This window comes from Bradyrhizobium monzae, assembly GCF_021458635.1.
Classification (GTDB): Bacteria; Pseudomonadota; Alphaproteobacteria; order Rhizobiales; family Xanthobacteraceae; genus Bradyrhizobium.
In genome coordinates, this window is sequence record NZ_JAIRDQ010000006.1 from 25,074 (window position 1) to 45,471 (window position 20,398).

19 protein-coding genes are annotated in these 20,398 nt (G+C 64.2%); 11 read left to right on the plus strand and 8 right to left on the minus strand.

Features of this window, described 5'->3' with window-relative positions:
- The first annotated feature begins 4 nt into the window (after positions 1-4).
- On the plus strand, positions 5-232 hold the full coding sequence (gene rpmE, locus K3F49_RS21975; RefSeq protein WP_027530154.1) for a 50S ribosomal protein L31: 228 nt from the start codon (positions 5-7) through the stop codon (positions 230-232).
- Positions 233-439: 207 nt separating this feature from the next.
- Here the strand turns inward: rpmE and rcdA are convergent, their stop codons facing one another.
- Both rcdA and K3F49_RS21985 read right to left on the minus strand, forming a co-directional pair.
- The gene (rcdA, locus tag K3F49_RS21980) at positions 440-949 is read right to left on the minus strand and encodes a protease adaptor protein RcdA (protein ID WP_234683042.1); all 510 of its coding nucleotides are present in this window, start codon (positions 947-949) and stop codon (positions 440-442) included.
- Positions 950-1,299: 350 nt separating this feature from the next.
- Complete coding sequence (locus tag K3F49_RS21985; protein ID WP_234683043.1) at positions 1,300-2,163, minus strand: oxidoreductase; 864 nt, start codon at positions 2,161-2,163, stop codon at positions 1,300-1,302.
- 88 nt (positions 2,164-2,251) lie between these two features.
- On the opposite strand from K3F49_RS21985, the gene K3F49_RS21990 reads away from it, so the two are divergent.
- Positions 2,252-2,686: a winged helix-turn-helix transcriptional regulator gene (locus tag K3F49_RS21990; RefSeq protein ID WP_234683044.1), complete on the plus strand. Its 435-nt coding sequence runs from the start codon at positions 2,252-2,254 to the stop codon at positions 2,684-2,686.
- A gap of 27 nt (positions 2,687-2,713) precedes the next feature.
- On the opposite strand, the gene K3F49_RS21995 is transcribed toward K3F49_RS21990, so the two are convergent.
- Positions 2,714-2,905: a DUF1192 domain-containing protein gene (locus tag K3F49_RS21995; RefSeq protein ID WP_234683045.1), complete on the minus strand. Its 192-nt coding sequence runs from the start codon at positions 2,903-2,905 to the stop codon at positions 2,714-2,716.
- Between the two features lie 116 nt (positions 2,906-3,021).
- Between K3F49_RS21995 and K3F49_RS22000 the strand changes: the two genes are divergently transcribed.
- A complete protein-coding gene (locus K3F49_RS22000) occupies positions 3,022-4,020 on the plus strand; it encodes an NAD(P)H-quinone oxidoreductase (RefSeq protein WP_234683046.1) in 999 nt (332 codons plus the stop codon).
- Between the two features lie 138 nt (positions 4,021-4,158).
- A complete protein-coding gene (locus K3F49_RS22005) occupies positions 4,159-7,035 on the plus strand; it encodes an EAL domain-containing protein (RefSeq protein WP_234683047.1) in 2,877 nt (958 codons plus the stop codon).
- Between the two features lie 149 nt (positions 7,036-7,184).
- Here the strand turns inward: K3F49_RS22005 and K3F49_RS22010 are convergent, their stop codons facing one another.
- On the minus strand, positions 7,185-7,448 hold the full coding sequence (locus K3F49_RS22010; RefSeq protein ID WP_234683048.1) for a DUF7662 domain-containing protein: 264 nt from the start codon (positions 7,446-7,448) through the stop codon (positions 7,185-7,187).
- Positions 7,449-7,594: 146 nt separating this feature from the next.
- Here K3F49_RS22010 and K3F49_RS22015 point away from each other — a divergent pair, with 146 nt between their 5' ends.
- Positions 7,595-9,091 (plus strand): GGDEF domain-containing protein, encoded by a 1,497-nt coding sequence (locus K3F49_RS22015; protein ID WP_234683049.1) that lies wholly within the window; start codon positions 7,595-7,597, stop codon positions 9,089-9,091.
- Positions 9,092-9,206: 115 nt separating this feature from the next.
- Here the strand turns inward: K3F49_RS22015 and galU are convergent, their stop codons facing one another.
- Complete coding sequence (galU, locus tag K3F49_RS22020; protein WP_234683050.1) at positions 9,207-10,082, minus strand: UTP--glucose-1-phosphate uridylyltransferase GalU; 876 nt, start codon at positions 10,080-10,082, stop codon at positions 9,207-9,209.
- Between the two features lie 237 nt (positions 10,083-10,319).
- Here galU and K3F49_RS22025 point away from each other — a divergent pair, with 237 nt between their 5' ends.
- Positions 10,320-11,684, plus strand: coding sequence for a lytic murein transglycosylase (locus K3F49_RS22025; protein WP_234683051.1), 1,365 nt, complete (start codon positions 10,320-10,322; stop codon positions 11,682-11,684).
- Positions 11,685-11,833: 149 nt separating this feature from the next.
- Entirely contained in the window at positions 11,834-13,552 is a 1,719-nt protein-coding gene (locus tag K3F49_RS22030) for an SGNH/GDSL hydrolase family protein (protein WP_234683052.1), read from the plus strand.
- A 133-nt stretch (positions 13,553-13,685) separates the two neighbouring features.
- Here K3F49_RS22030 and K3F49_RS22035 read toward each other — a convergent pair whose 3' ends face one another.
- Positions 13,686-14,060 carry a CsbD family protein gene (locus K3F49_RS22035; RefSeq protein ID WP_234683053.1) on the minus strand — a complete coding sequence of 125 codons (375 nt, stop codon included), beginning with the start codon at positions 14,058-14,060 and terminating at the stop codon, positions 13,686-13,688.
- A gap of 60 nt (positions 14,061-14,120) precedes the next feature.
- Positions 14,121-14,858, minus strand: coding sequence for an SDR family NAD(P)-dependent oxidoreductase (locus K3F49_RS22040; RefSeq protein WP_234683054.1), 738 nt, complete (start codon positions 14,856-14,858; stop codon positions 14,121-14,123).
- Between the two features lie 98 nt (positions 14,859-14,956).
- Here K3F49_RS22040 and K3F49_RS22045 point away from each other — a divergent pair, with 98 nt between their 5' ends.
- The gene (locus K3F49_RS22045) at positions 14,957-15,736 is read left to right on the plus strand and encodes an SDR family NAD(P)-dependent oxidoreductase (RefSeq protein WP_234683055.1); all 780 of its coding nucleotides are present in this window, start codon (positions 14,957-14,959) and stop codon (positions 15,734-15,736) included.
- 113 nt (positions 15,737-15,849) lie between these two features.
- Positions 15,850-16,737 carry a TauD/TfdA dioxygenase family protein gene (locus K3F49_RS22050; protein WP_234683056.1) on the plus strand — a complete coding sequence of 296 codons (888 nt, stop codon included), beginning with the start codon at positions 15,850-15,852 and terminating at the stop codon, positions 16,735-16,737.
- 196 nt (positions 16,738-16,933) lie between these two features.
- Here the strand turns inward: K3F49_RS22050 and K3F49_RS22055 are convergent, their stop codons facing one another.
- Entirely contained in the window at positions 16,934-17,578 is a 645-nt protein-coding gene (locus K3F49_RS22055) for a YqgE/AlgH family protein (protein WP_234683057.1), read from the minus strand.
- A 142-nt stretch (positions 17,579-17,720) separates the two neighbouring features.
- On the opposite strand from K3F49_RS22055, the gene K3F49_RS22060 reads away from it, so the two are divergent.
- Positions 17,721-18,560 (plus strand): protein-disulfide reductase DsbD domain-containing protein, encoded by an 840-nt coding sequence (locus tag K3F49_RS22060; RefSeq protein WP_234683058.1) that lies wholly within the window; start codon positions 17,721-17,723, stop codon positions 18,558-18,560.
- A gap of 295 nt (positions 18,561-18,855) precedes the next feature.
- A complete protein-coding gene (locus K3F49_RS22065) occupies positions 18,856-20,223 on the plus strand; it encodes an oligosaccharide flippase family protein (protein ID WP_234683059.1) in 1,368 nt (455 codons plus the stop codon).
- Positions 20,224-20,398: the final 175 nt, after the last annotated feature.

Sequence of the window (20,398 nt, forward strand, 5' to 3'; positions counted from 1 at the left end):
TGCCATGAAAGCCGAAATTCATCCGGATTATCATACGATTAAGGTCGTCATGACCGACGGAACCGAGTACCTGACCCGCTCCACCTGGGGCAAGGAAGGCGACACGCTGAACCTCGACATCGACCCGAAGTCGCACCCGGCCTGGACCGGCGGCAACGCCCAGCTGATGGATCGCGGCGGCCGCGTCTCGCGCTTCCAGAAGAAGTTTTCGGGCTTCCTCAAAAAGGATTGATCCGGTCGCAAGGCTGGAGACGAAAAACGCCCCCGGGAGACCGGGGGCGTTTTTGTTTTCAGATCCGTCATCCTGAGGTGCCGGAGCGAAGCGGAGGCCGGGAAGGATGAACGGCCACGGACGCGGCCGGGCCGTCGCCCTTCGAGGCTCGCCGAAGAGGCGAGCACCTCAGGGTGACGGTTCAACATCAAGTGCGCGGATTGAAACTTACCGCTCGAACGCGGCCTTCAGCGCGTTGAGATGCGGCACCAGCGGGTTGCCGATCGCGGGGAGCTCGGCCGGCGGGGTGTGGATGGTGGTGTCGAGGCGGCGGACGCGGGTCTGCAGGCTCATCGAGCGATGGATCAGTTCCTGGAGCAACGACGGCAGCTTCTCGATGGTGTCGGCGGGGCCGGGATCGGCGGCAGTGAGCTTGACCTTGGTCTTCTCGCGGTTGGCCTGCACCAGCGTCATCTCGCCTTCCTTCACCGCGCGGTGCAGCAGCAGCCACGAAGCCAGCTGCATCAGGCGCGTGGTGAGGCGCATGCTCTCGGTCGCGTAGGTGAGGCTGACGGCGCGATCGAGCGCCTTCGCCTCGTTGCGGCCGGCGCCGTCGAGATAGGCGGCGGTCTCTTCGACGAGATCCATGCCTTCGCGGAACAGGGCGCCGAACGCCGCAGAATTGGTGAACCGCTCGCTGAGTTGAACGAGAGCGCCGTCGGCCTGCAAACGTTCCATGGTTAACGCCCCTTACGCAACTGTTTACCCGTCCGGCTTTGGCGCCGGCTTATGATGAACAAATCATTGCGCGGGGGAAGCGCCGAGTCCAGCGGCAAGCGCGGATATGGTTTCCGCGGGTCATTCCTCGAAATTCAACCGGAGTGAGAGCCGAAAAACGAAAAAAGAGCCGCCGGAAAACCGGCGGCTTTGAAAGTTGATAACAGGGAGGCGTCAAACAGAGTGGACAGGAGCCACTCGGTGTCCAAACGAGGACAGTTCCAGTCATAAAGTGAAAAGCTTAATCGACCGTAAACGAACGAATTTTTTGAGGGTTCGTTAGCCATGTCGGTCAGTGGACGAGTGCATTCTCAAGAGGCTTGATGCGCAGCCGATGTCGAAGACGCCGGCGGCGTCAGTTCGAGCGGAAGCTTGTTGTATTTGCGAAGGCCTTTGTCGACGAAGGATTCCGGCAGGAAGCGGCGCATCAGGCTGACCTGCCTCGCCACCTTTCCCGCGGTGTAGCGTCGTCGGGGCGTTGCCGCATTGGCCGCCTTCACGACCGTATCGGCGACCACCTCCACTGCATCTCCCGTCTCGACGATCTCGCGCATCAGCTTCTCCGCGTCGGCGCGCACAGCGTCATACGCTGCCAGCGGATGATCCGCCCGCGTCAGGTTTTCCTCGAATGAGGTGCGGGTGGCGCCGGGCTCCACCAGCACGACGCGGATGCCGTGCGTTCGCACTTCGTGGTCGAGCGATTCCGAGTATCCTTCGAGCGCATGCTTGGTCGATGCATAAAGAGCGTTGTACGGCGCGGGGATCAACCCGAGGATGGAGCTGAGGTTGACGATCCGGCCCGCACGCTGCCGTCTCATCACGGGCAGGACCGCATTGGTCAGACGCACCACGCCGAACACATTCACGTCGAACAATGCCTTGGCCTGTGCCGTGGAGGACTCTTCCGCAGCGCCGAGAAGTCCAATCCCGGCATTGTTGACGAGGAGATCGATCCGCCCTGCGCGGCTCACGACGTCGTCGACCAGACCCTGTACGGAGGCATCATCCGTGACGTCGCAGACCAGCATCGTCACCCCGTCCGAGGTGTTGGCGGCCGGTTTCCGGCTGGTTCCGAAGACCCGGTAGCCGTCGCGCCGGAGCGCTCGGGCCGTCGCGAGCCCGATGCCGGAGGAGGCGCCGGTGACCAGTGCAACGCCGCGTGTTGTCTTGCTCATTGGCTTCGCTTTCATTTTGTCGTGGAATATCGATGCGTTGGATGTTACTATCAATTCAATAGTAATTAACTATCGAAAAGATACGGACATGGCCAAGTTGTCAGATCAACCCTGCGTGATCGCCCGGTGCGTCGCGCTCGTGGGGGACGTCTGGAGCATCCTGATCCTGCGGGACGCACATGCCGGGCTCACCCGGTTCGACGAATTCAGGAAAAACCTGAGTATTGCTCCGACGATTTTGACCCGCCGGCTGGCCACCTTGACCGAGGAAGGGTTCCTGGAGAAACGCCGCTACTCGGAGCGGCCACCGCGCGACGAATACGTTCTGACCGCGGCTGGCGAGGACTTCCTGCCGGTGCTGTTCGCGTTCGGTGCGTGGGGACGGAAACACCGCGGCGGGGGAAAGGATGTCACCCGGTTCTTCGACGCCGAGGCCGGAACCGAGATCGACCCCGTCACCATCGACCGCGCCACCGGCGCGCCGATCGGAACGCGTCCCATTCGAATTGTCGCTCCGGAGTAGAATGCTCCGGAGTAGAATGACGGGTCGTTACTTCTTGAAAAAACTATCCGCCGCATTGCGCGAGGCGCGCTTTTTGGTGGCGGCTTCTTCGAGCCTTGCGATCTCGGTCTGCAGCAGGGCGACGCGCTCGGTCAGTTCCTCGACTGACAACAGTGAGAGGTCCTGTCCGATCTCGTGGGTGACCTTCTTGCGCGGGCGGTCGTCGTCTTCCGTCGGCATCGTCGTTCCTCCTGCGTCCGCGGACCGGACCACACGGCCGAGGCGGTTGCCAGCCCGGACCGCGCTGGCTAATCAAAGGCCTCGTTCCTCCTCGCACCTTTGCTCAAGGACACATCATGGACAAGCTGCCCGCGCGAATGACCGTGGTCGCCATCTCCAAGCCCGGCGGACCTGAGGTGCTGGTGCCGGAACAACGGGCACTGCCGCAGCCCGGTCCCGATGAGATCCTGGTCAAGGTCCAGGCCGCCGGCGTCAACCGGCCCGACGTGGCGCAGCGTTCCGGCGCCTATCCGCCGCCGCCCGGCGCCAGCGACCTGCCCGGTCTCGAGATCGCGGGTGAGGTGGTGGCGGTCGGCAGCAACGCCAAAAAGCACAAGATCGGCGACAAGGTGATGTCGCTCGTCGCGGGTGGCGGCTATGCGCAGTACTGCATCGCGCAGGATGCCCAGGCGATGAGCGTGCCGCCGGCGCTGTCGATCAGGGAAGCCGGCGCGTTGCCGGAAACCCTGATGACGGTCTGGCACAATGTGTTCGAGCGCGGCGGGCTGAAAGCCGGCGAAACGCTGTTGATCCATGGCGGCTCTTCCGGCATCGGCACCATGGCGATCCAGCTCGCGAAGGCGTTCGGCGCGAAGGTGTTCGTCACCGTGGGATCGCAGGACAAGATCGACGCCTGCCTCAAGCTCGGTGCCGACCGCGCCATCAATTACAAGACCGAAGACTTCGTCGCCGTGGTCAAGGAAGAGACCAACAAGGAAGGCGTCAATCTGATCCTCGACATGGTCGCCGGCGACTATGTCGACCGCAACTATGACGCCGCCGCGGTCGACGGCCGCATCGTGCAGATCGCCACCCTCAACGGCCCCAAGATCAGCGTCAACATCGCCAAGGTGATGGTGAAGCGGTTGACCCATACCGGCTCGACCTTGCGCCCCCGTAGTAATGCGGACAAGGCGGCGATGGTGGCCGCTATTGAAGCGAAAGTGATGCCGCTTTTGCGCGAAGGCCGGGTCAAACCGCTGATGGACAGCTCTTTCCCGCTGGAAAAGGCATCCGACGCGCACCGGCGCATGGAGACCTCCGCACATATTGGCAAAATTGTGTTGGAGGTCTAGGCCGCTGGCCCACCAAACCGGGCGGAAACCCTTTGATTTTCCTCGCTTTCGTGGCATCTATCGCGACGCGCCGAACCACTTCTGTTCGGTATGAAATCGTCTTGCACACGAGTTTGCGTCGAACGCGGAGAACTGACCTTGCGTCTGATCAGGTGCCTCGCGCCCATCGCGCTGGGCCTCATGATTCTTGTCGCCGCGTCGCCTGTACGCGCGCTTGACGCTGTCAGCGTCCGCGGCGATGCGCCCGCGATCGACCTCACAGGCGTGCTCGAGCATCAGCGCAGCGATGCCGACCGCATCCAGGTCTCCACAGCGCCGGGCACCGATGGCATCGTCCGCCGCATCGAGGTGCGCGCCCGTGAAGGCGGCCAGAACTGGGTGGTGTTCGCGCTCGCCAACAACACCGACGACCAGCTCGACCGTCTGATCGTCGCGCCGCATTACCGTATCGTGTCGTCGGGGCTGTTGTGGCCCGACCTCGGGCTGTCGCGCATCGCGACCATTACGCCCTCGACCGGCGACCGGCCAGAGCGGCAGGAAAGCCCCACCGCCGACGTCTTCCGCATCACGCTCGACCCGGGTGCCGTCGTCACCTTCGTCGCGGAACTGCGCACCGACAAGCTGCCGCAGCTCTATCTGTGGGAGCCGGAAGCCTACAAGGATAAGGTCAACTCGTTCACGCTGTACCAGGGCATCGTGATCGGCATCTCCGGGCTTCTCGCCCTCGTGCTCACGATTCTATTTGTGGTGAAGGGCAGCATCATGTTCCCGGCCGCCGCGGCGCTGGCCTGGGCGGTGCTGGTTTATATCGGCGTCGATTTCGGCTTCTGGGGCAAGGTGCTCGACATGTCGAACAACGCCGAGCGCATCTGGCGCGCGGCGGGTGAAGCGATATTGGCGGCGACGCTGCTGGTGTTCCTGTTCGCCTATCTCAACCTCAGTCGATGGCATGTGCGCTATTCCCACATCACGGTGGGCTGGCTGGCGTTCCTGGGCTCGCTGGTTGCGCTGGCTCTGTTCGACCCGGCCGTCGCCTCCGGCATCGCGCGCATCTCGCTGGTGCTGATCGCCTTCGCCGGCTTCGCGCTGATCGTCTATCTCTCGACCCACGGCTTCGACCGCGCGGTGCTGCTGATCCCGACCTGGTTCCTCCTTGTGGTCTGGGTGGTCGCGGCCGGCATGACGGTGGCCGGCTCCGTCACCAACGACATCGTCGGCCCCGCCTTGCTCGGCGGCCTCGTGCTGATCGTGATGCTGATCGGCTTCACGGTGATGCAGCACGCCTTCGCCGGCGGCGGCGCCACCACCGGCGTCGTCTCCGACATCGAGCGACGCGCGCTGGCGCTGGCCGGTTCCGGCGATCTGATCTGGGACTGGGACGTTTCCGCCGACAAGGTTTTCACCAGCCCCGAGACGGAAGCGCTGCTCGGGCTGAAGCGCGGCACGCTGGAAGGCCCCGCGGCTTCCTGGTTGGAGGTGCTGCATCCGCTCGACCAGGATCGTTTCCGTGCCGCGCTCGACAGCGTGCTCGACCAGCGCCGCGGCCGGCTGGTGCAGGATTTCCGCCTGCGTACCCCCGACGGCCACTTCATGTGGTTCGCATTGAAGGCGCGCCCGGTGGTCGGCTCGGATGGCGAGGTCTCCCGCGTGGTCGGCACGCTCACCGACGTCACTGAGCTGCGCAACGCCGAGGAACGCCTGCTGCACGATTCCGTGCACGACAATTTGACCGGCCTGCCCAACCGCAAGCTGTTCATGGATCGGCTCGGTGCGGTCGCGCATTTCGCCAAGTCGATGCCGACGCTGCGGCCGACGCTGATGGTGATCGACCTCGACCGCTTCAAGCAGGTCAACGATTCCGTCGGCATCGCGGTCGGCGATTCCATCCTGCTGACGCTCGCACGCCGCCTCACCCGCATCCTGAAGCCGCAGGACACGCTGGCGCGGCTTGCCGGCGACCAGTTCGGCCTGATCCTGCTGTCGGAGCAGGACCCGGCCCGCATCACCGCCTTCGCCGAAACCATCCGCAAGACCATCCGCGCGCCGATCGCCTTCAACGACCGCGAGATTTTCCTCACCGCCTCGATCGGACTGGCCCTTTCCGATCCGCAAGTTCAACTGACGGACGAGATCATCAAGGACGCCGAGCTTGCGATGTATCATTCCAAGCGCATCGGCGGCGATCGCATCGACGTCTACAAGTCCGCGATGCGGGCGCGGAAGACCGATCGCCTGACGCTGGAGAGCGAGCTGCGCCGCGCCATCGAGCGGCAGGAGCTCACCATCCTGTACCAGCCGATCGTCCGGCTGGAGGACCGTTCGGTCGCCGGCTTCGAGGCGCTGGCGCGCTGGGATCATCCGAAGCTCGGTCGCATGGCGCCGTCGGAATTCATCACGATCGCGGAAGAGACCGGCCTGATCGTCGACCTCGGCATGTTCGTGCTCGACCAGACCGCAAAGCAGCTCTCGATCTGGCAGCGCGCGATGCGCTCGCGCGAGCCGATCTTCGCCAGTGTCAACGTCTCCTCGCGGCAGTTGCTGCGCCACGACCTGATCCACGACATCCGCACCGTACTGTCGCGCTCCTCGGTGGCGCGCGGCACGCTGAAGCTGGAATTGACGGAATCGCTGGTGATGGAGAATCCGGAGCACGCAGCACAGATGCTGACGCGGATCCGCGAGCTCGGAACCGGACTATCGCTCGACGATTTCGGCACCGGCCATTCGTCGCTCGCCTATCTGCAGCGCTTCCCGTTCGACACCATCAAGATCGACCAGTCCTTTGTCCGCACCACCAATCGCGGCACGCGGCCGGTGATCCTGAAGTCGATCATCGCGCTCGCGCATGATCTCGGCATGGACGTGGTGGCGGAAGGCGCCGAGACCGATTCCGACGCGGTCGAGCTGTACCAATTGGGCTGCGAATACGCACAGGGCTTCGCCTTCGGCGAGCCCATGGACGCGGACGCGGCGATGCGGCTGCTGACCGAAGTGCGGCTCGAAGCGGCAAGCTGATCTCGCCGCGAATCCGGTGCCGTAGGGTGGGCAAAGGCGCACTTGCGCCGTGCCCACCATCGATCGAACACAGCGACAAAAATGGTGGGCACGCTTCGCTTGCCCACCCTACGAGACTGTTGGATTGGGAGAGACGGCCACTCGCCACGCTATCGCCGCCCGTCCTTCTTCAGCTTCGTGAACCGCACCGTCTGGCCGTCGGGCATCCGCGTGGCCTTGAAGCCCGCGGCGAGGCAGGCTTCGCGCTGCGGCATCTGGATATCCGGGCTGCGCGAGGTGTCCCACCAAGACGCACGATTCGCCGCGCGCGGCAGGGCCGCGTCGATGATCTCCTCGATCTGCTCGAAGGTCAGCGTGAATTCCATCTGCTTCTGCCGCAGCAGGTAATCGCGTAGCGCGTCGTAATCGTTCACCGCCGTCCTCTATCCCTTTGCCCGCGATCTGATCTGCTCAAAAGCAGGGCACGCGGAAACCAATCCTTAACTGATTGCAGCAGCGCCGTCGCGGCTTAAACACTACGCAAGCTTTCAGGCGCATCCACTATTGTCGGGAGCAAAGGATGCTGTCTGCATGGCGCAACACCACGGCCCGCCGGCCGTGGCGCATTTCGGCAAAGCTGCTGATCATCTCGTCCGTCGTGACGGTGATCGGCTTTTCCGCCATTTGCGTCAACGTCATGCTCGACATGCGCCGCGGCGAGGAGGCGCTGGCTCGCCAGACGCTGGAAAACCTGGCGACCTCGATCGACGCCGACATCAGCCGCAACATCGATATCTACGATTTGTCCCTGAAGGCGGTGGCCAGCAACATGCTGCTGCCCGAGATCAACACGGTCTCGAAGCCGATCCGCCAGCTCATCCTGTTCGACCACGCCACGACCGCAAAGCATTTCGGCGCCATCCAGGTGTTCGATGCGGACGGCAATCTGACCATCGACGCCTCGACGCTCGACCCGGTTCCTGAAAATCGCGGCAGTGAGGACTATTTCACGGTCCACCGCGACAATCCCAATGTCGGCCTCTTCATCAGCCGCCCGATGCTGTTTCGTGGCGCCTACTCCATCGTGCTGAGCCGGCGTCTCAGCGATACCGACGGCGGCTTCCTGGGCGTTGTCGCCGGCTCGATCCGCTTCACCTATTTCCACGAATTGTTCGAGCGGCTGACCCTCGACCCCGAAGACACCATCACCGTGCTCAGGCGCGACCGCACCATCATGATGCGGCGGCCGTTCGATCTCGACATCATCGGCAGGAATCTGAACGACAGCCAGGCCTGGAAGGCCGACAATCTCCGCGTCGGCGGCTCGTTTGCGGGACAGGGCCCGGTCGATCCGACCGCGCGGCTCTATGCGCGCAGCAATGACACCGGCCCGCTATTCGTGGTAGCGGGCAAGCCGCTCAGCACGGTGTTCGCGCTGTGGCAGAGGGAAGCGCTTCGCATCGGCGCCGTGGTTCTGGTGCTCGCACTGTTCGTGCTGGGCTCGGCCATCGTGCTCGCCCGCGAGATCGGCCGGCGTGCGGATGCCGAGAGCAAGCTCGAGGAGATGGCGACGACCGACGCGCTCACGGGCCTGCGCAACCGCCGCAAGTTCGATCATGTCATCGACAGCGAGTGGCGCCGCGCCGTGCGTCAGAAGACGCCGGTCGCGCTGCTGATGATCGATGCCGATCACTTCAAGGCCTACAACGACACCTTCGGTCACCAGGCCGGCGACCAGGTGCTGGTCGGCATCGCCATCTGCATCTCCGATTCGGTGCGCCGCGCCGGCGACTGCGCCGCGCGCTATGGCGGCGAGGAGTTCGCCGTGCTGCTGCCGAACACGTCCGCCACCGACGCCTTCAAGATCGCCGAGACCATCCGGGCCAAGGTGCTGGGCTGGTCCGACGGCGGCGCGGGATCGACCGTCTCCTGCGGCATCGCCAGCCTCGCGCCCACCAGCGGCATGGACTGGGCCGTGCTGGTCGCCGCCGCCGACAAGGCGCTCTATGCGGCCAAAGCCGGCGGCCGCAATCAGTCGGTGGTGGCGAGCCTGCCGAAGCTGTCGCTGGTGGCGTGAGGCCCGGCTCTCTCGCCGTCATTGCGAGCAAAGCGAAGCAATCCAGACTTCCTCCTCGGAAGCAGCAGTCTGGATTGCTTCGTCGCTTCGCTCCTCGCAATGACGAGGGGCGCGGCTACTGCCCCAAATACTTCTTCATCTCAGCGATCAGGCCATCACGCAATTCCGGCCGCTTGAGGCCGTAGGCGATGTTGGCGCGGAGGAAGCCGGGCTTGGAGCCGCAATCGTGGCGCTCGCCCTCGAATTCGACGCCGTAGAACTTTTGCGACTTGGCCAGACCGATCATGGCGTCGGTGAGCTGGATCTCGCCGCCGGCGCCGCGCTCCTGGGTCTCCAGGATCTTGAAGATCTCGGGCTGGAGAATGTAGCGGCCGGTGATCGAGAGGTTGGAGGGCGCGGTGCCCTTGGCCGGCTTCTCGACCATGCCGTCGACCTCGAACATCTTGCCGGTGCGTTTTCCGACGCCGCAGATGCCGTATTGATGGGTGAGATGGTCGGGCACCGCCTCGACCGCGATGACGTTGGATTTTTCGCCGAGCTTGCTGGCGGTCTCGATCATCTGCTTCAGGCAGCCGGGCGTGTTGAGCACGAGCTCGTCGGGCAGCACCACCGCGAACGGCTCGTTGCCGACGATATCGCGCGCGCACCAGACCGCGTGGCCGAGGCCGAGCGGCGCCTGCTGGCGGGTGAAGCTGACGGCGCCGGCTTCCGGCTGGTTCTGCGCCAAAATCTCCTGCTCGGCCTTCTTGCCCCGCGCAGTGAGCGTCGAGTCGAGCTCGAACATCTTGTCGAAATGATCTTCGATGACATTTTTGTTGCGGCCGGTAACGAAGATGAAGTGCTCGATGCCGGCCTCCCTCGCCTCGTCATAGACGTACTGGATCAGCGGCTTGTCGACGATGGTGAGCATTTCCTTCGGCATCGCCTTGGTGGCGGGCAAGACGCGGGTGCCGAGGCCGGCGACGGGGAATACAGCTTTGCGGATTTTCATGTGATTGATCGAATACCTTGGGGCGCACGTGATAGGAGCAATGGCATCTTGCTAGCCGTTTTGCAGCCGGTAACAAAGGCGGATGTAGGGCTCGGTCTCCTGGAATTCGAGAAAAAGGTGACCAGCAGAATTTCACCTTTGTTAAGATATTGGCAACCGTAACGAGGCCTCCTGATGGCTGATTTTTGGCCGGACGGGTGCGACATGAGGCAATTGGTGACAGCGGCAGCTTTATCTTTGACCGGCGCGACAATGCTCGCGGCCGCGCTCCTGTTCCCCGTGGCCGCGCAGGCTCAAGGACAGCAAGGGCAAAACGGCCTGTCGAACCTGTTCGGCGGCATCTTCTCCGGCTCGAACCCGGCGCCTTCGCAACCCGCCCCCGGACCGGGTGGCGTCCAAACGGGAGCTCAGCCTTGGAGCGGCGAGGACGGCGCCTCCGGCCATCCGCTGATGACGGCAGCCGCGATCCGCGAGGCGGCTGGTAATTTCGACAATTGCGTTGCCGGGATGTGGCCTGATGCCGCACGGCGCAACATCACGCAGGAGAATTTTCAGCGCTTCACTGCGGGCCTTTCGCCCGATCTGCGCATCATGGACCTGATGGATTCGCAGCCCGAGTTCACCAAATCGATCTGGGACTATCTCGACATCCTCGTGAACGACAACCGGCTCGCCAAGGGCAAGGAAGTGCTCGCCAAGTACAAGGCGCAGTTCGACGCGACCGAGAAGGCAACCGGCGTCGACCGCTACATCATCGCGGCGATCTGGGGTATCGAGTCCAATTATTCGACACAGATGGGCGACCGCAGCGTGCTGCAATCGACCGCGACGCTCGCCTGTGTCGGCCGCCGCCAGGCCTATTTCAAGGACGAATTCCTCTCGGCGCTGGAGATCCTCAACCGCGGCGATTTGCGCCCGGAGCAGATGCGCGGCTCCTGGGCCGGCGCGTTCGGCCCGACCCAGTTCATGCCGACCGCGTTCAAGCGCTTCGCCGTGGACGGCGACGGCGACGGACGGCGCGACGTCGTCGACAACCCGAGTGACCTGATCGCCTCCACCGCCAACAATCTGAAGAAGGACGGCTGGCAGAGCGGCCAGACCTGGGGTTTTGAGGTCGTGGTGCCACAGGGCTTCAACTACATGCTGGCCGATCGCGCCAAGGCGATGACGATCGCGCAATGGGAAAAGCTGGGGCTCAAGCGCGCAACCAACCAGCCTTTCCCGCATCCGGCGGAAAAGGCCTATCTGCTGGCGCCGGCCGGCGCGCAGGGCCCCGGCTTCCTGATGCTGCAGAATTTCCGGGTCATCATGAAGTACAATCCGGCCGAGGCCTATGCGATGGCGATCGGCCATTTCGCCGACCGCTTGCGCGGCGGCCAGCCCTTCGTGCAGCCATGGCCGCGGCAGGAGCGGGAATTGTCGAGGGGCGAGCGGCTGGAACTCCAGCAGCTGCTGGCCCAGCGCGGCTTCTACAAGGGCACCCCGGACGGCCAGTTCGGCGGCCAGACCCGGGACGCGCTGCGCAACTTCCAGGCCTCGATCGGGGTGCCTGCGGACGGGTTCGCCTCCTCCGACGTGCTGGACCGGCTGCGCGGGCGGTGAAATCGCGCCGAAAGTAACCCTGAAGCGGGATTTTGGCCGATCGGCGGTGGTTTGCCCCAAGAATCTGCAAGAGAATTTGCCCGTTTGGCGCCCGATTCCGTTATTATATTGAGCCAAATCCAGAGCCCTTTGCGCGCGCCCGAGATCGCATGTCGAAGCCAAAATCCTTTTTCAAGGCGCTGACCGAGACCGGCCCGTTGATCGCGCTGGGGACGGCGCTCGCGATCATGGTCTCGATCGCGGGACCGGCTTCGGCGCAGTTCTTCAACTTCCCCGGCTTCGGCGGCCCGCCGCAACGCCAGGCCCCGCCGCCGCGCCAAGGTGGTGGTGGCGGCGGATGGTTCGGTGGCGATTTCTTCGCGCCGTTCCAGCAGCAACAGCCGCAGGCCCCGCGCCAGGATTTTTCACGCGCGCCGTCGCCCGCCAAACGCGACACCATTCCCGACAAGAACGTGCTGGTGATCGGCGACGCCATGGCCGACTGGCTCGCCTACGGCCTGGAAGACGCCTACACCGAACAGCCCGACATGGGCGTGATCCGCAAGCACAAGACCACGTCCGGCCTGATCAGGTATCAGCCGAAGGGTGAGCCCTCGGATTGGACGGCGGCCGCGAAGGGCATCCTGGAGGCCGAGAAGCCCGACGTCATCGTCGTCATGCTCGGCCTCAACGACCGCATCGCGATCCGCGAGGCTGCGCCCGACAAGCCGGCGGATAAGGACAAAGACAAGAAGAACGACAAGGGCGCGCGCGCCAAGCAACCGGCCAAGCCCGGTGACGCCAAGCCCGACACCGCCAAGCCCGACACCGCCGCAAAACCCGACGACAAGCCGGTTGACACCGACCTGCCCCAGGACGACGCCGACAACGCCGATACGCCGGCCGCCGCGCCCGAAAAGACCGCGCGCAATCCGAACGGCCTCTACGAATTCCGCGACGACCATTGGGTCGAGCTCTACGGCAAGAAGATCGAGGAGCTCGCCAACGTCCTCAAGGCCAAGGGCGTGCCGGTGCTCTGGGTCGGCCTGCCCGCGATCCGCGGGCCGAAGGGCACCGCGGACATGCTGTTCCTGGATTCGCTCTACCGCGAAGGCGCGGCCAAGGCCGGCATCACCTATGTCGACGTCTGGGATGGCTTTGTCGACGAAGCCGGCCGCTTCCTGCAGAAGGGCCCCGATTTCGAAGGCCAGATCCGCCAGCTGCGCAGCGGTGACGGCGTCTACTTCACCAAGCCGGGCGCGCGCAAGCTCGCCCACTATGTCGAACGCGAGATCACGCGCCTGCTGGCGGGACGCTCCGGCCCGATCGCGCTGCCGAGCGAGCCGGCGACGCCCGACACCAGCGCCGAGCCCGGCAAGCCCGCGCCGCGGCCGCTCGCGGGCCCGATCGTGCCGCTGGTCGCGGCCTCGATCTCGACCGATCAATTGCTGGGTGGACCGGGCACGCGCCCCGCCGCCGTCGATGCGCTCGCGGCGAAGACGATGGTGAAGGGCGAGCCGCTCGCCGCGCCCGCAGGCCGTGCGGACGATTATGCCTGGCCGCGCCGCGAAGTCGGTCGCGAGCAGGCCAAGGGCGATACGCCGATGGCAGCGACGACGCCTGACGGCGCCGTTGCGGCTCCCGGCACGCCGGGTCCAGCCGCTGCGATCGCACCGCCCAAGCCGCTCGCGCCGAAGAAACCTACGCCGCCGCAGCAGCCGGCACAGGCGACGCCGTCAATTCGCGATTTCTTCGGCTTCGGCTTCGGCTCACCGTCAGCACCGCCGCGTCAATTGGCGCCGGCGCCAGGACCGCGCAATCCAAATTCGCCCCCAGCGATTCCGCGCCCCCCAGGCAATGTCGGGCGATCGGCGGAAGTGATCCGGTAGTCGTTACTCTGAACTAAATTGTCATTCCGGGGCGCGCCTCTTGGCGCGAGCCCGGAATCCATTCATCGACATTGACGGTGGCTCGATGGATTCCGGGTTCGCGCTTCGCGCGCCCCGGAATGACGAGCAGCTATTAGCCGTAATAGCGCCAGCGCGGCGGCGGGCGACGCGCGGGGCGCGACATCAGAAGCGCGAGCGCAAAGCCGATGCCGCCGGCGATGAGCAGCGAGCCAAGCGGATTGTCCTGCACCTTCTTTGAAATCGCCTGCGTGCCGTCGCGAAAGGTCTCGCCGCTGTTGTCATAGGCATCCTTGGCGTAGCTTGCTGCAGTGTCCGTGGCATCACGAACGGCGTCCTTGGCCTGGCCGTAGAGATTCTGCACGGTGCCGGCCGCTTCCCGCGCCTTGCCCGATGCCTGTGTCTGTGCGTCACCAGCGAGATCACCGACGGCGCCCTCTGCGCGTCCAGCGAATTCCTTGGCCGATCCGACGATCCTGTCCTTGTCCATGATGCTCCTCCTCGGGGGTCTGCCGGAGTAACCGATCAGGAGCAGCGCAGTTCCAATCGCCTAGAGAATGAGTCCACCGTCGACGACCAGCGTTTGCCCAATAATGTACGACGACAGAGCTGACGCCAGGAACAGCGCCGCGCCCGCCATGTCCGCCGGCGTGCCCAATCGCCGCAGCGGAATGCGTGATAATGCACCTTCGAGCCGCTTGGGATTGTCGGTCGTCACCTTCGTCATCTTGGTGTCGACCAGACCGGGCGCGATGCCGTTGACGCGGATGCCGTCCTCGGCCCAGGCCTCGCCCAAAGTCCGCGTCAATCCGACCGCGCCGGTCTTCGAGGCGTTGTAGGCGGGATTGCCCATGGTGGAATGATAGGCCGCGGTCGAGGACACCATGATCAGCGCACCCCTGGAATCCCGCAACATGGAATGAAATCGCGTCGCACACGCCATCAGGCTCATCAGATTGACCTCGACGACCTTGCGGAAGCCGGCCATCTCGAACTCGCCGCGGCGATAGATCACCGCGCCCTGCGCGAGCACCAGGATATCGAGCCGCTCGAAGGACGGCTTGAACGCTTCGATCGCACCGGGATTGCTGACGTCGAGCTGCGCGTAAGCAAGACCGGTGAGATCGGAGCCCTCCTCCACCGAATATTCCGTTTGCCGGGCTCGCGTGCCGCACACCGCGACCGCTGCGCCCCGTGCGCGAAAAGCCTGCGCGATGCCGTTGCCGATACCGCTGGAACCACCCACGACCAGCACCTGCTTGCCGGAGAAATCGAGCTCGTTCGCCATCGCGGCCTCCCCTTTTGTTTTGCTTGTTTGACCTGTCTGCGGATCGATGCCAGCCTTGTCAATCTCATAACAAGAAACAAGAGACGCGAGGAAACAGCATGTCCGAGTTCAAACGGCTCAGCCGCTCCGTGCAAGGCTTAACCGTTCTCGTCACCGGCGCAGCCAGCGGCATGGGGCGCGCCACTGCGCGCGTGTTTGCGTCTGAAGGCGCCAACGTCGCCGTCACCGATTATGACGAGCAAGGCGCGCAAGCGGTCGCGAAGGAGATTGCAGCGAGCGGCGGTTCGGCGAAGGCATGGAGGCTCGATGTCGCCGACGGCGACGAGATCAAGCGCGTGGTTGGTGATGTCGCCGCGCATTTCCACGGGCTCGATGTCGTCGTCAACAACGCCGGCATCTCCGTGCGCGTCGCGATCGACGACGAGGCTTACGAAGACGCCTGGGCCAAGGGCATCGCGGTGATGCTGACGGCGCATCCGCGCATCATCCGCGCCGCCCTGCCTCACTTGCGCAAATCGAAATCCCCTCGCATCGTCAATATTGCGTCTACCGAAGCGCTCGGCGCCACCGCATTGCACAGTCCGTATTCGGCCGCGAAAGGTGGCGTCGCCAGCCTGACCCGCTCGCTCGCGGTCGAGCTCGGCCGTGAGGGCATCACCGTCAATTGCATCTGCCCGGGCCCGATCCGCACCGCCATCACCGACCGCATCTCCGAGGAGCACAAGACCATCTACGCCAAGCGCCGCACCGCACTCGGCCGTTACGGCGATCCCGAGGAGGTCGCGCATATGACACTGAGCCTGTGCCTGCCGGCGGCGTCCTTCCTCACCGGCGCGGTCATTCCCGTCGACGGCGGGTTGATGGCGCGGAACGCATAAGAGCCATAACGCGTAAGAGCCATGCAGGCCGGGCGTTGACATCAACCGGCGCGGGAGTAGCTTTTTCACGAACAGAGCGGGGCCAACCGCTCGCGGTTCGCGGGAGAGACGCCATGACGATCGCCATCCGGCAGCTTCAGAAGCATTTTGTCGGCGAGGTTTCCGGCCTCGACCTGCGAAAGCCTCTCACACCGGATGAGGCCCGCGAGGTCGAGTCCGCCATGGACAAATATGCGGTGCTCGTCTTCCACGACCAGGACATCACCGACGAGCAGCAGATGGCCTTTGCGCTCAATTTCGGTCAGCGCGAGGATGCACGCGGCGGCACCGTCACCAAGGAAAAAGACTACCGGCTCCAGTCCGGCCTCAACGACGTCTCAAATCTCGGCAAGGACGGCAAGCCGCTCCCGAAGGACAGCCGCTCGCATTTGTTCAATCTCGGCAATTGCCTTTGGCATTCCGACAGCTCGTTCCGCCCGATCCCGGCAAAATTCTCGCTGCTGTCGGCGCGCGTGGTGAATCCGAAGGGCGGCAACACCGAATTCGCCGACATGCGCGCGGCCTATGACGCGCTCGACGACGAAACCAAGGCCGAGATCGACGGTCTCGTCTGCGAGCACTCGCTGATGTATTCGCGCGGATCTCTTGGCTTCACCGAATATGCCGACGACGAGAAGGCGATGTTCAAGCCTGTGCTGCAGCGGCTGGTGCGGACCCATCCGGTGCATCGCCGCAAGTCGCTGTATCTCTCATCGCATGCCGGCAAGATCGTCAGCATGAGCGTTCCGGAGGGACGGCTGTTGCTGCGCGATCTCAACGAGCACGCGACCAACGCAGAATTCGTCTACATCCACAAATGGAAGCTGCATGATCTCGTGATGTGGGACAACCGCCAGACCATGCACCGCGTCCGCCGCTATGACCAATCCCAGCCCCGCGACATGCGGAGGGCGACGGTGGCGGGGACCGAGCCGACGGTTCAGCAGCAAGCGGCGGAGTAGGTCCGACCGTCCTGGTGAGGATAGGACGAGATCGAAGGACGCGAGGCGGCGATGAGCGCGAGACGGCCTCAACAAACTCCGTCATTGCGAGCGAAGCGAAGCAATCCAGACTGCCGCCGCGACAAAGGCTGGATTGCTTCGTCGCTTCGCTCCTCGCAATGACGGCTGTGAGGACTTCGCTATGCCAATCACAGCGCTACGCGTGCCCCGCCTCGTTCGACAGCATCCCGGGATCGATGCCGATCTTGCGCAAGGCGCGGCCGTATTTCTCGTCGACGTCGTCGCCGAAGATCAGATCCGCATCCGCGTCGCAATGCAGCCAGCCGTTGCTCTGGATCTCGGTCTCGAGCTGGCCCGGCGCCCAGCCGGCGTAGCCGAGCGCGAGGATGGCGTGCTTGGGGCCGGAGCCGTTGGCGATCGCGCGCAGGATGTCGACGGTCGCGGTGAGGCAGACGCCGTCATCGATCCGCAATGTCGCGTGCTCGATGTAGAAGTCGCTGGAATGCAGCACGAAGCCGCGGCCCGTGTCGACCGGGCCGCCGGCCAGCACCTTCATGCTTTCGGCATTTTGCGGCAGCTTGATGTGCTCGCCTTTCTTGACGATGCCGAGCTGCTCCAGCAGCTCCGGGAAATCGATGCTGCCGGCCGGATGATTGACGATAATGCCCATCGCACCCTCGGCCGAATGCGCACAAAGATAAATCACGGAGCGCTCGAAGCGGGAATCGCCCATCACAGGCATCGCGATCAGAAGGCGGCCGTCGAGATAACCGGCCGAACTGGGGAGCCCAACGCCTGCGCTGCGGGTGCTTTCGCCCGTCCTCTTGCCTGTGGGAGCCATGGATCAAGCACTCCGGTTTCAATTCCTATCCTGATGTCGGGCCGCCCTGCTGTCAAATCAAGGCTTGCAGGGACCTGATTCAAGTGCATCCATCACAAGCAATTCAATGGTTTGCCCCGAAACGACCCTGTAAAGACGTGCCATGCTGACAAGAGTTCCCCTGCATGCGGCGATTGGCGTCGCGACAACCTTGCTTGCGTCGTCGCTGGCGATGGACGCCCATGCCGATGATGCATCACTGTGGCAGCGCGACGGCCATTCCGCGGTGCGGCTGCTCGCGGGATCGCGCAGCGGCGCGGTGCTGCTCGGCGGTATCGCGTTCCAGCTCCAGCCCGGCTGGAAGACCTACTGGCGCATGCCCGGCGATTCCGGCGTGCCACCGCGGTTCGACTTCTCCAAGTCGGACAATGTCGAAGCGGTGACCGTGATGTGGCCGGCACCGCTGAAGTTCGACGACGGTGCGGGCGGACATTCGATCGGCTACCACGACCAGATCGTGCTGCCCTTGCGCATCGTCGCCAAGGCCGCCGACAAGCCGGTGACGCTGCGCGCTGAGATCAACTACGCGGTGTGCGAAAAGCTCTGCATTCCGGTCGAGGCCAATGTCGAGCTCGGCTTCAACAACGTCGCCTCGACCGAAGATGCCAATCTGCGCACGGCACTCGACACCGTGCCGAAGCCCGCCGCGATCGGCGATCCCAATCCGCTGACCATCCGCGAGGTCAAGCGCAACGGGCCCAAGAACGTGGTGGTCGACGTCGTTGCGCCCGAGAACAGCAAGGTCAATCTGTTCGTGGAAGGGCCGACGCCCGAGTGGTCGTTGCCGATTCCTGATCCGGTCGAGCACAGCCCGCCCGGCGTGAAGCGATTTTCCTTCGAGCTCGACGGATTGCCGCCGGGCGTCAAGCCCGACGGTGCGGCGCTGAAGTTCACGCTGGTGGGGCCGGAGAGATCATACGAGTTCAATACGAATTTGGAGTGAGCCTGAGCCGGCGCCCCACTCTCGACTTCGTCCCGGACAAGCGAAGCGCAGATCCGGGACCCATGCGCCGCAGCAATAGTTTTGCGAAGACTCGGAGTTAGAAGACTCGGAGCTACCAGCTTCGCGCACAAACTTCTCCCTGGGGTTATGGGTCCTCGCGGACCGCGAGAACGACAGCGGAGGATGGGGCGACAGCGTGCCCACCCAACCGAATCTTAACGAATGGTTGCTAATCCCCGGGATCACCGCACCAAGTCTGCCGCAGCATGCGGAAAACGCCCGGGGGTTCCCAGAATTGGCCGTGATGGATGCAGAACCCGCAACGACCGGAACGGCCGGGCTGATCGCACGGCTGCGCGGAAAACTGACGGACGGATCGCGCGAAGCGTCGCTGACGCGGCGGCTGGCCGGCACCATCTTCATCATTCGCGTCATCAGCGCGGGCCTCGCCTATTTCTCGCAGATCCTGCTCGCGCGCTGGATGGGGACGTCCGACTACGGCATCTATGTCTACGTCTGGACCTGGGTGCTGCTGCTCGGCAGCATGATGGATTTCGGCATCTCCGCCTCCGCGCAAAAGATCATTCCGGAATATCGCGCCGGTGGTGATCACGCACTGCTGCGCGGCTTTCTCTCCGGCAGCCGCTGGCTCACCTTCGCAGTCTCCACGCTGGTCTCACTCGGCCTTGCCGGCATCGTCACATTGCTGTCGCCCTGGATCGATCCTGCCGAGGCGCTGCCGCTCTATATCGGCTGCATGACGCTGCCGGCCTTCGTCGTCGCCAACACCCAGGACGGCATCGCGCGCTCGCATGACTGGATGCAACTCGGCCTGATGCCGCAATTCATCATCCGCCAGGGGCTGATCATCGGCATCACGGCCGGCGCCTTCCTGCTCGGCTATCATCTCGGCGCGGTCGCCGCCATGGTGGCGAGCGCCGGCGCGGTGTGGATCGCGATGACCGGGCAGATGGTGGTGCTGAACCGCAAGCTCGCCGATCACATCGCACCCGGCCCCAAGACCTATGACATCAGCGGCTGGCTCGCGGTGTCCCTCCCGATCCTGCTGGTCGAAAGTTTCTATCTGCTCTTGTCCTATACTGACGTGCTGGTGCTGCAGCAGTTCCGCCCGTCCGACGAAGTCGGCGTGTACTTCGCGGTGGTAAAGACGCTGGCGCTGGTGTCTTTCATCCACTACGCGATGTCGGCAACGACGGCGCATCGCTTCGCCGAATACAACGCGCTCGGCGACAAGGCGCGGCTGTCGGCCTATGTCGCGCACGCCATCAACTGGACGTTCTGGCCGTCGCTGGCGGCGACCGCCGTGCTGCTCGCGCTGGGCAAGCCGCTGCTCTGGCTGTTCGGGCCGCAATTCGTTGTTGGCTATGACATCATGTTCGTCGCCGCCATCGGCCTCGTTGTGCGCGCCGCGATCGGCCCGGTGGAGCGCCTGCTCAACATGCTCGGCCAGCAGAAGATCTGCGCGCTGGCCTACGCGTTGGCGTTCGTGATGAACGTCGTGCTCTGCATCGCGCTGGTGCCGCGCTTCGGCGGCCACGGCGCCGCGGCCGCGACCTCGATCTCGCTCACCTTCGAGACGGTGCTGCTGTTCTGGATCGTGCGGCAGCGGCTGGGGCTGCACGTGCTGGCGTTTGGGAAATAGGTACGACACGCCGGTCCCGGCCCGCCCTTCGGGGAACGGCTGTTTCGCAACGCGCCCAAGGACGACGCGAAACACCTGCCGATTTCCGGCTCGGAGTACAATTTTTCTTATTCTACCCAAGCGGTTGCGCCCCAGGGGAAATTTATTCTACGTCGTATTGCCCAACTGACGAGAT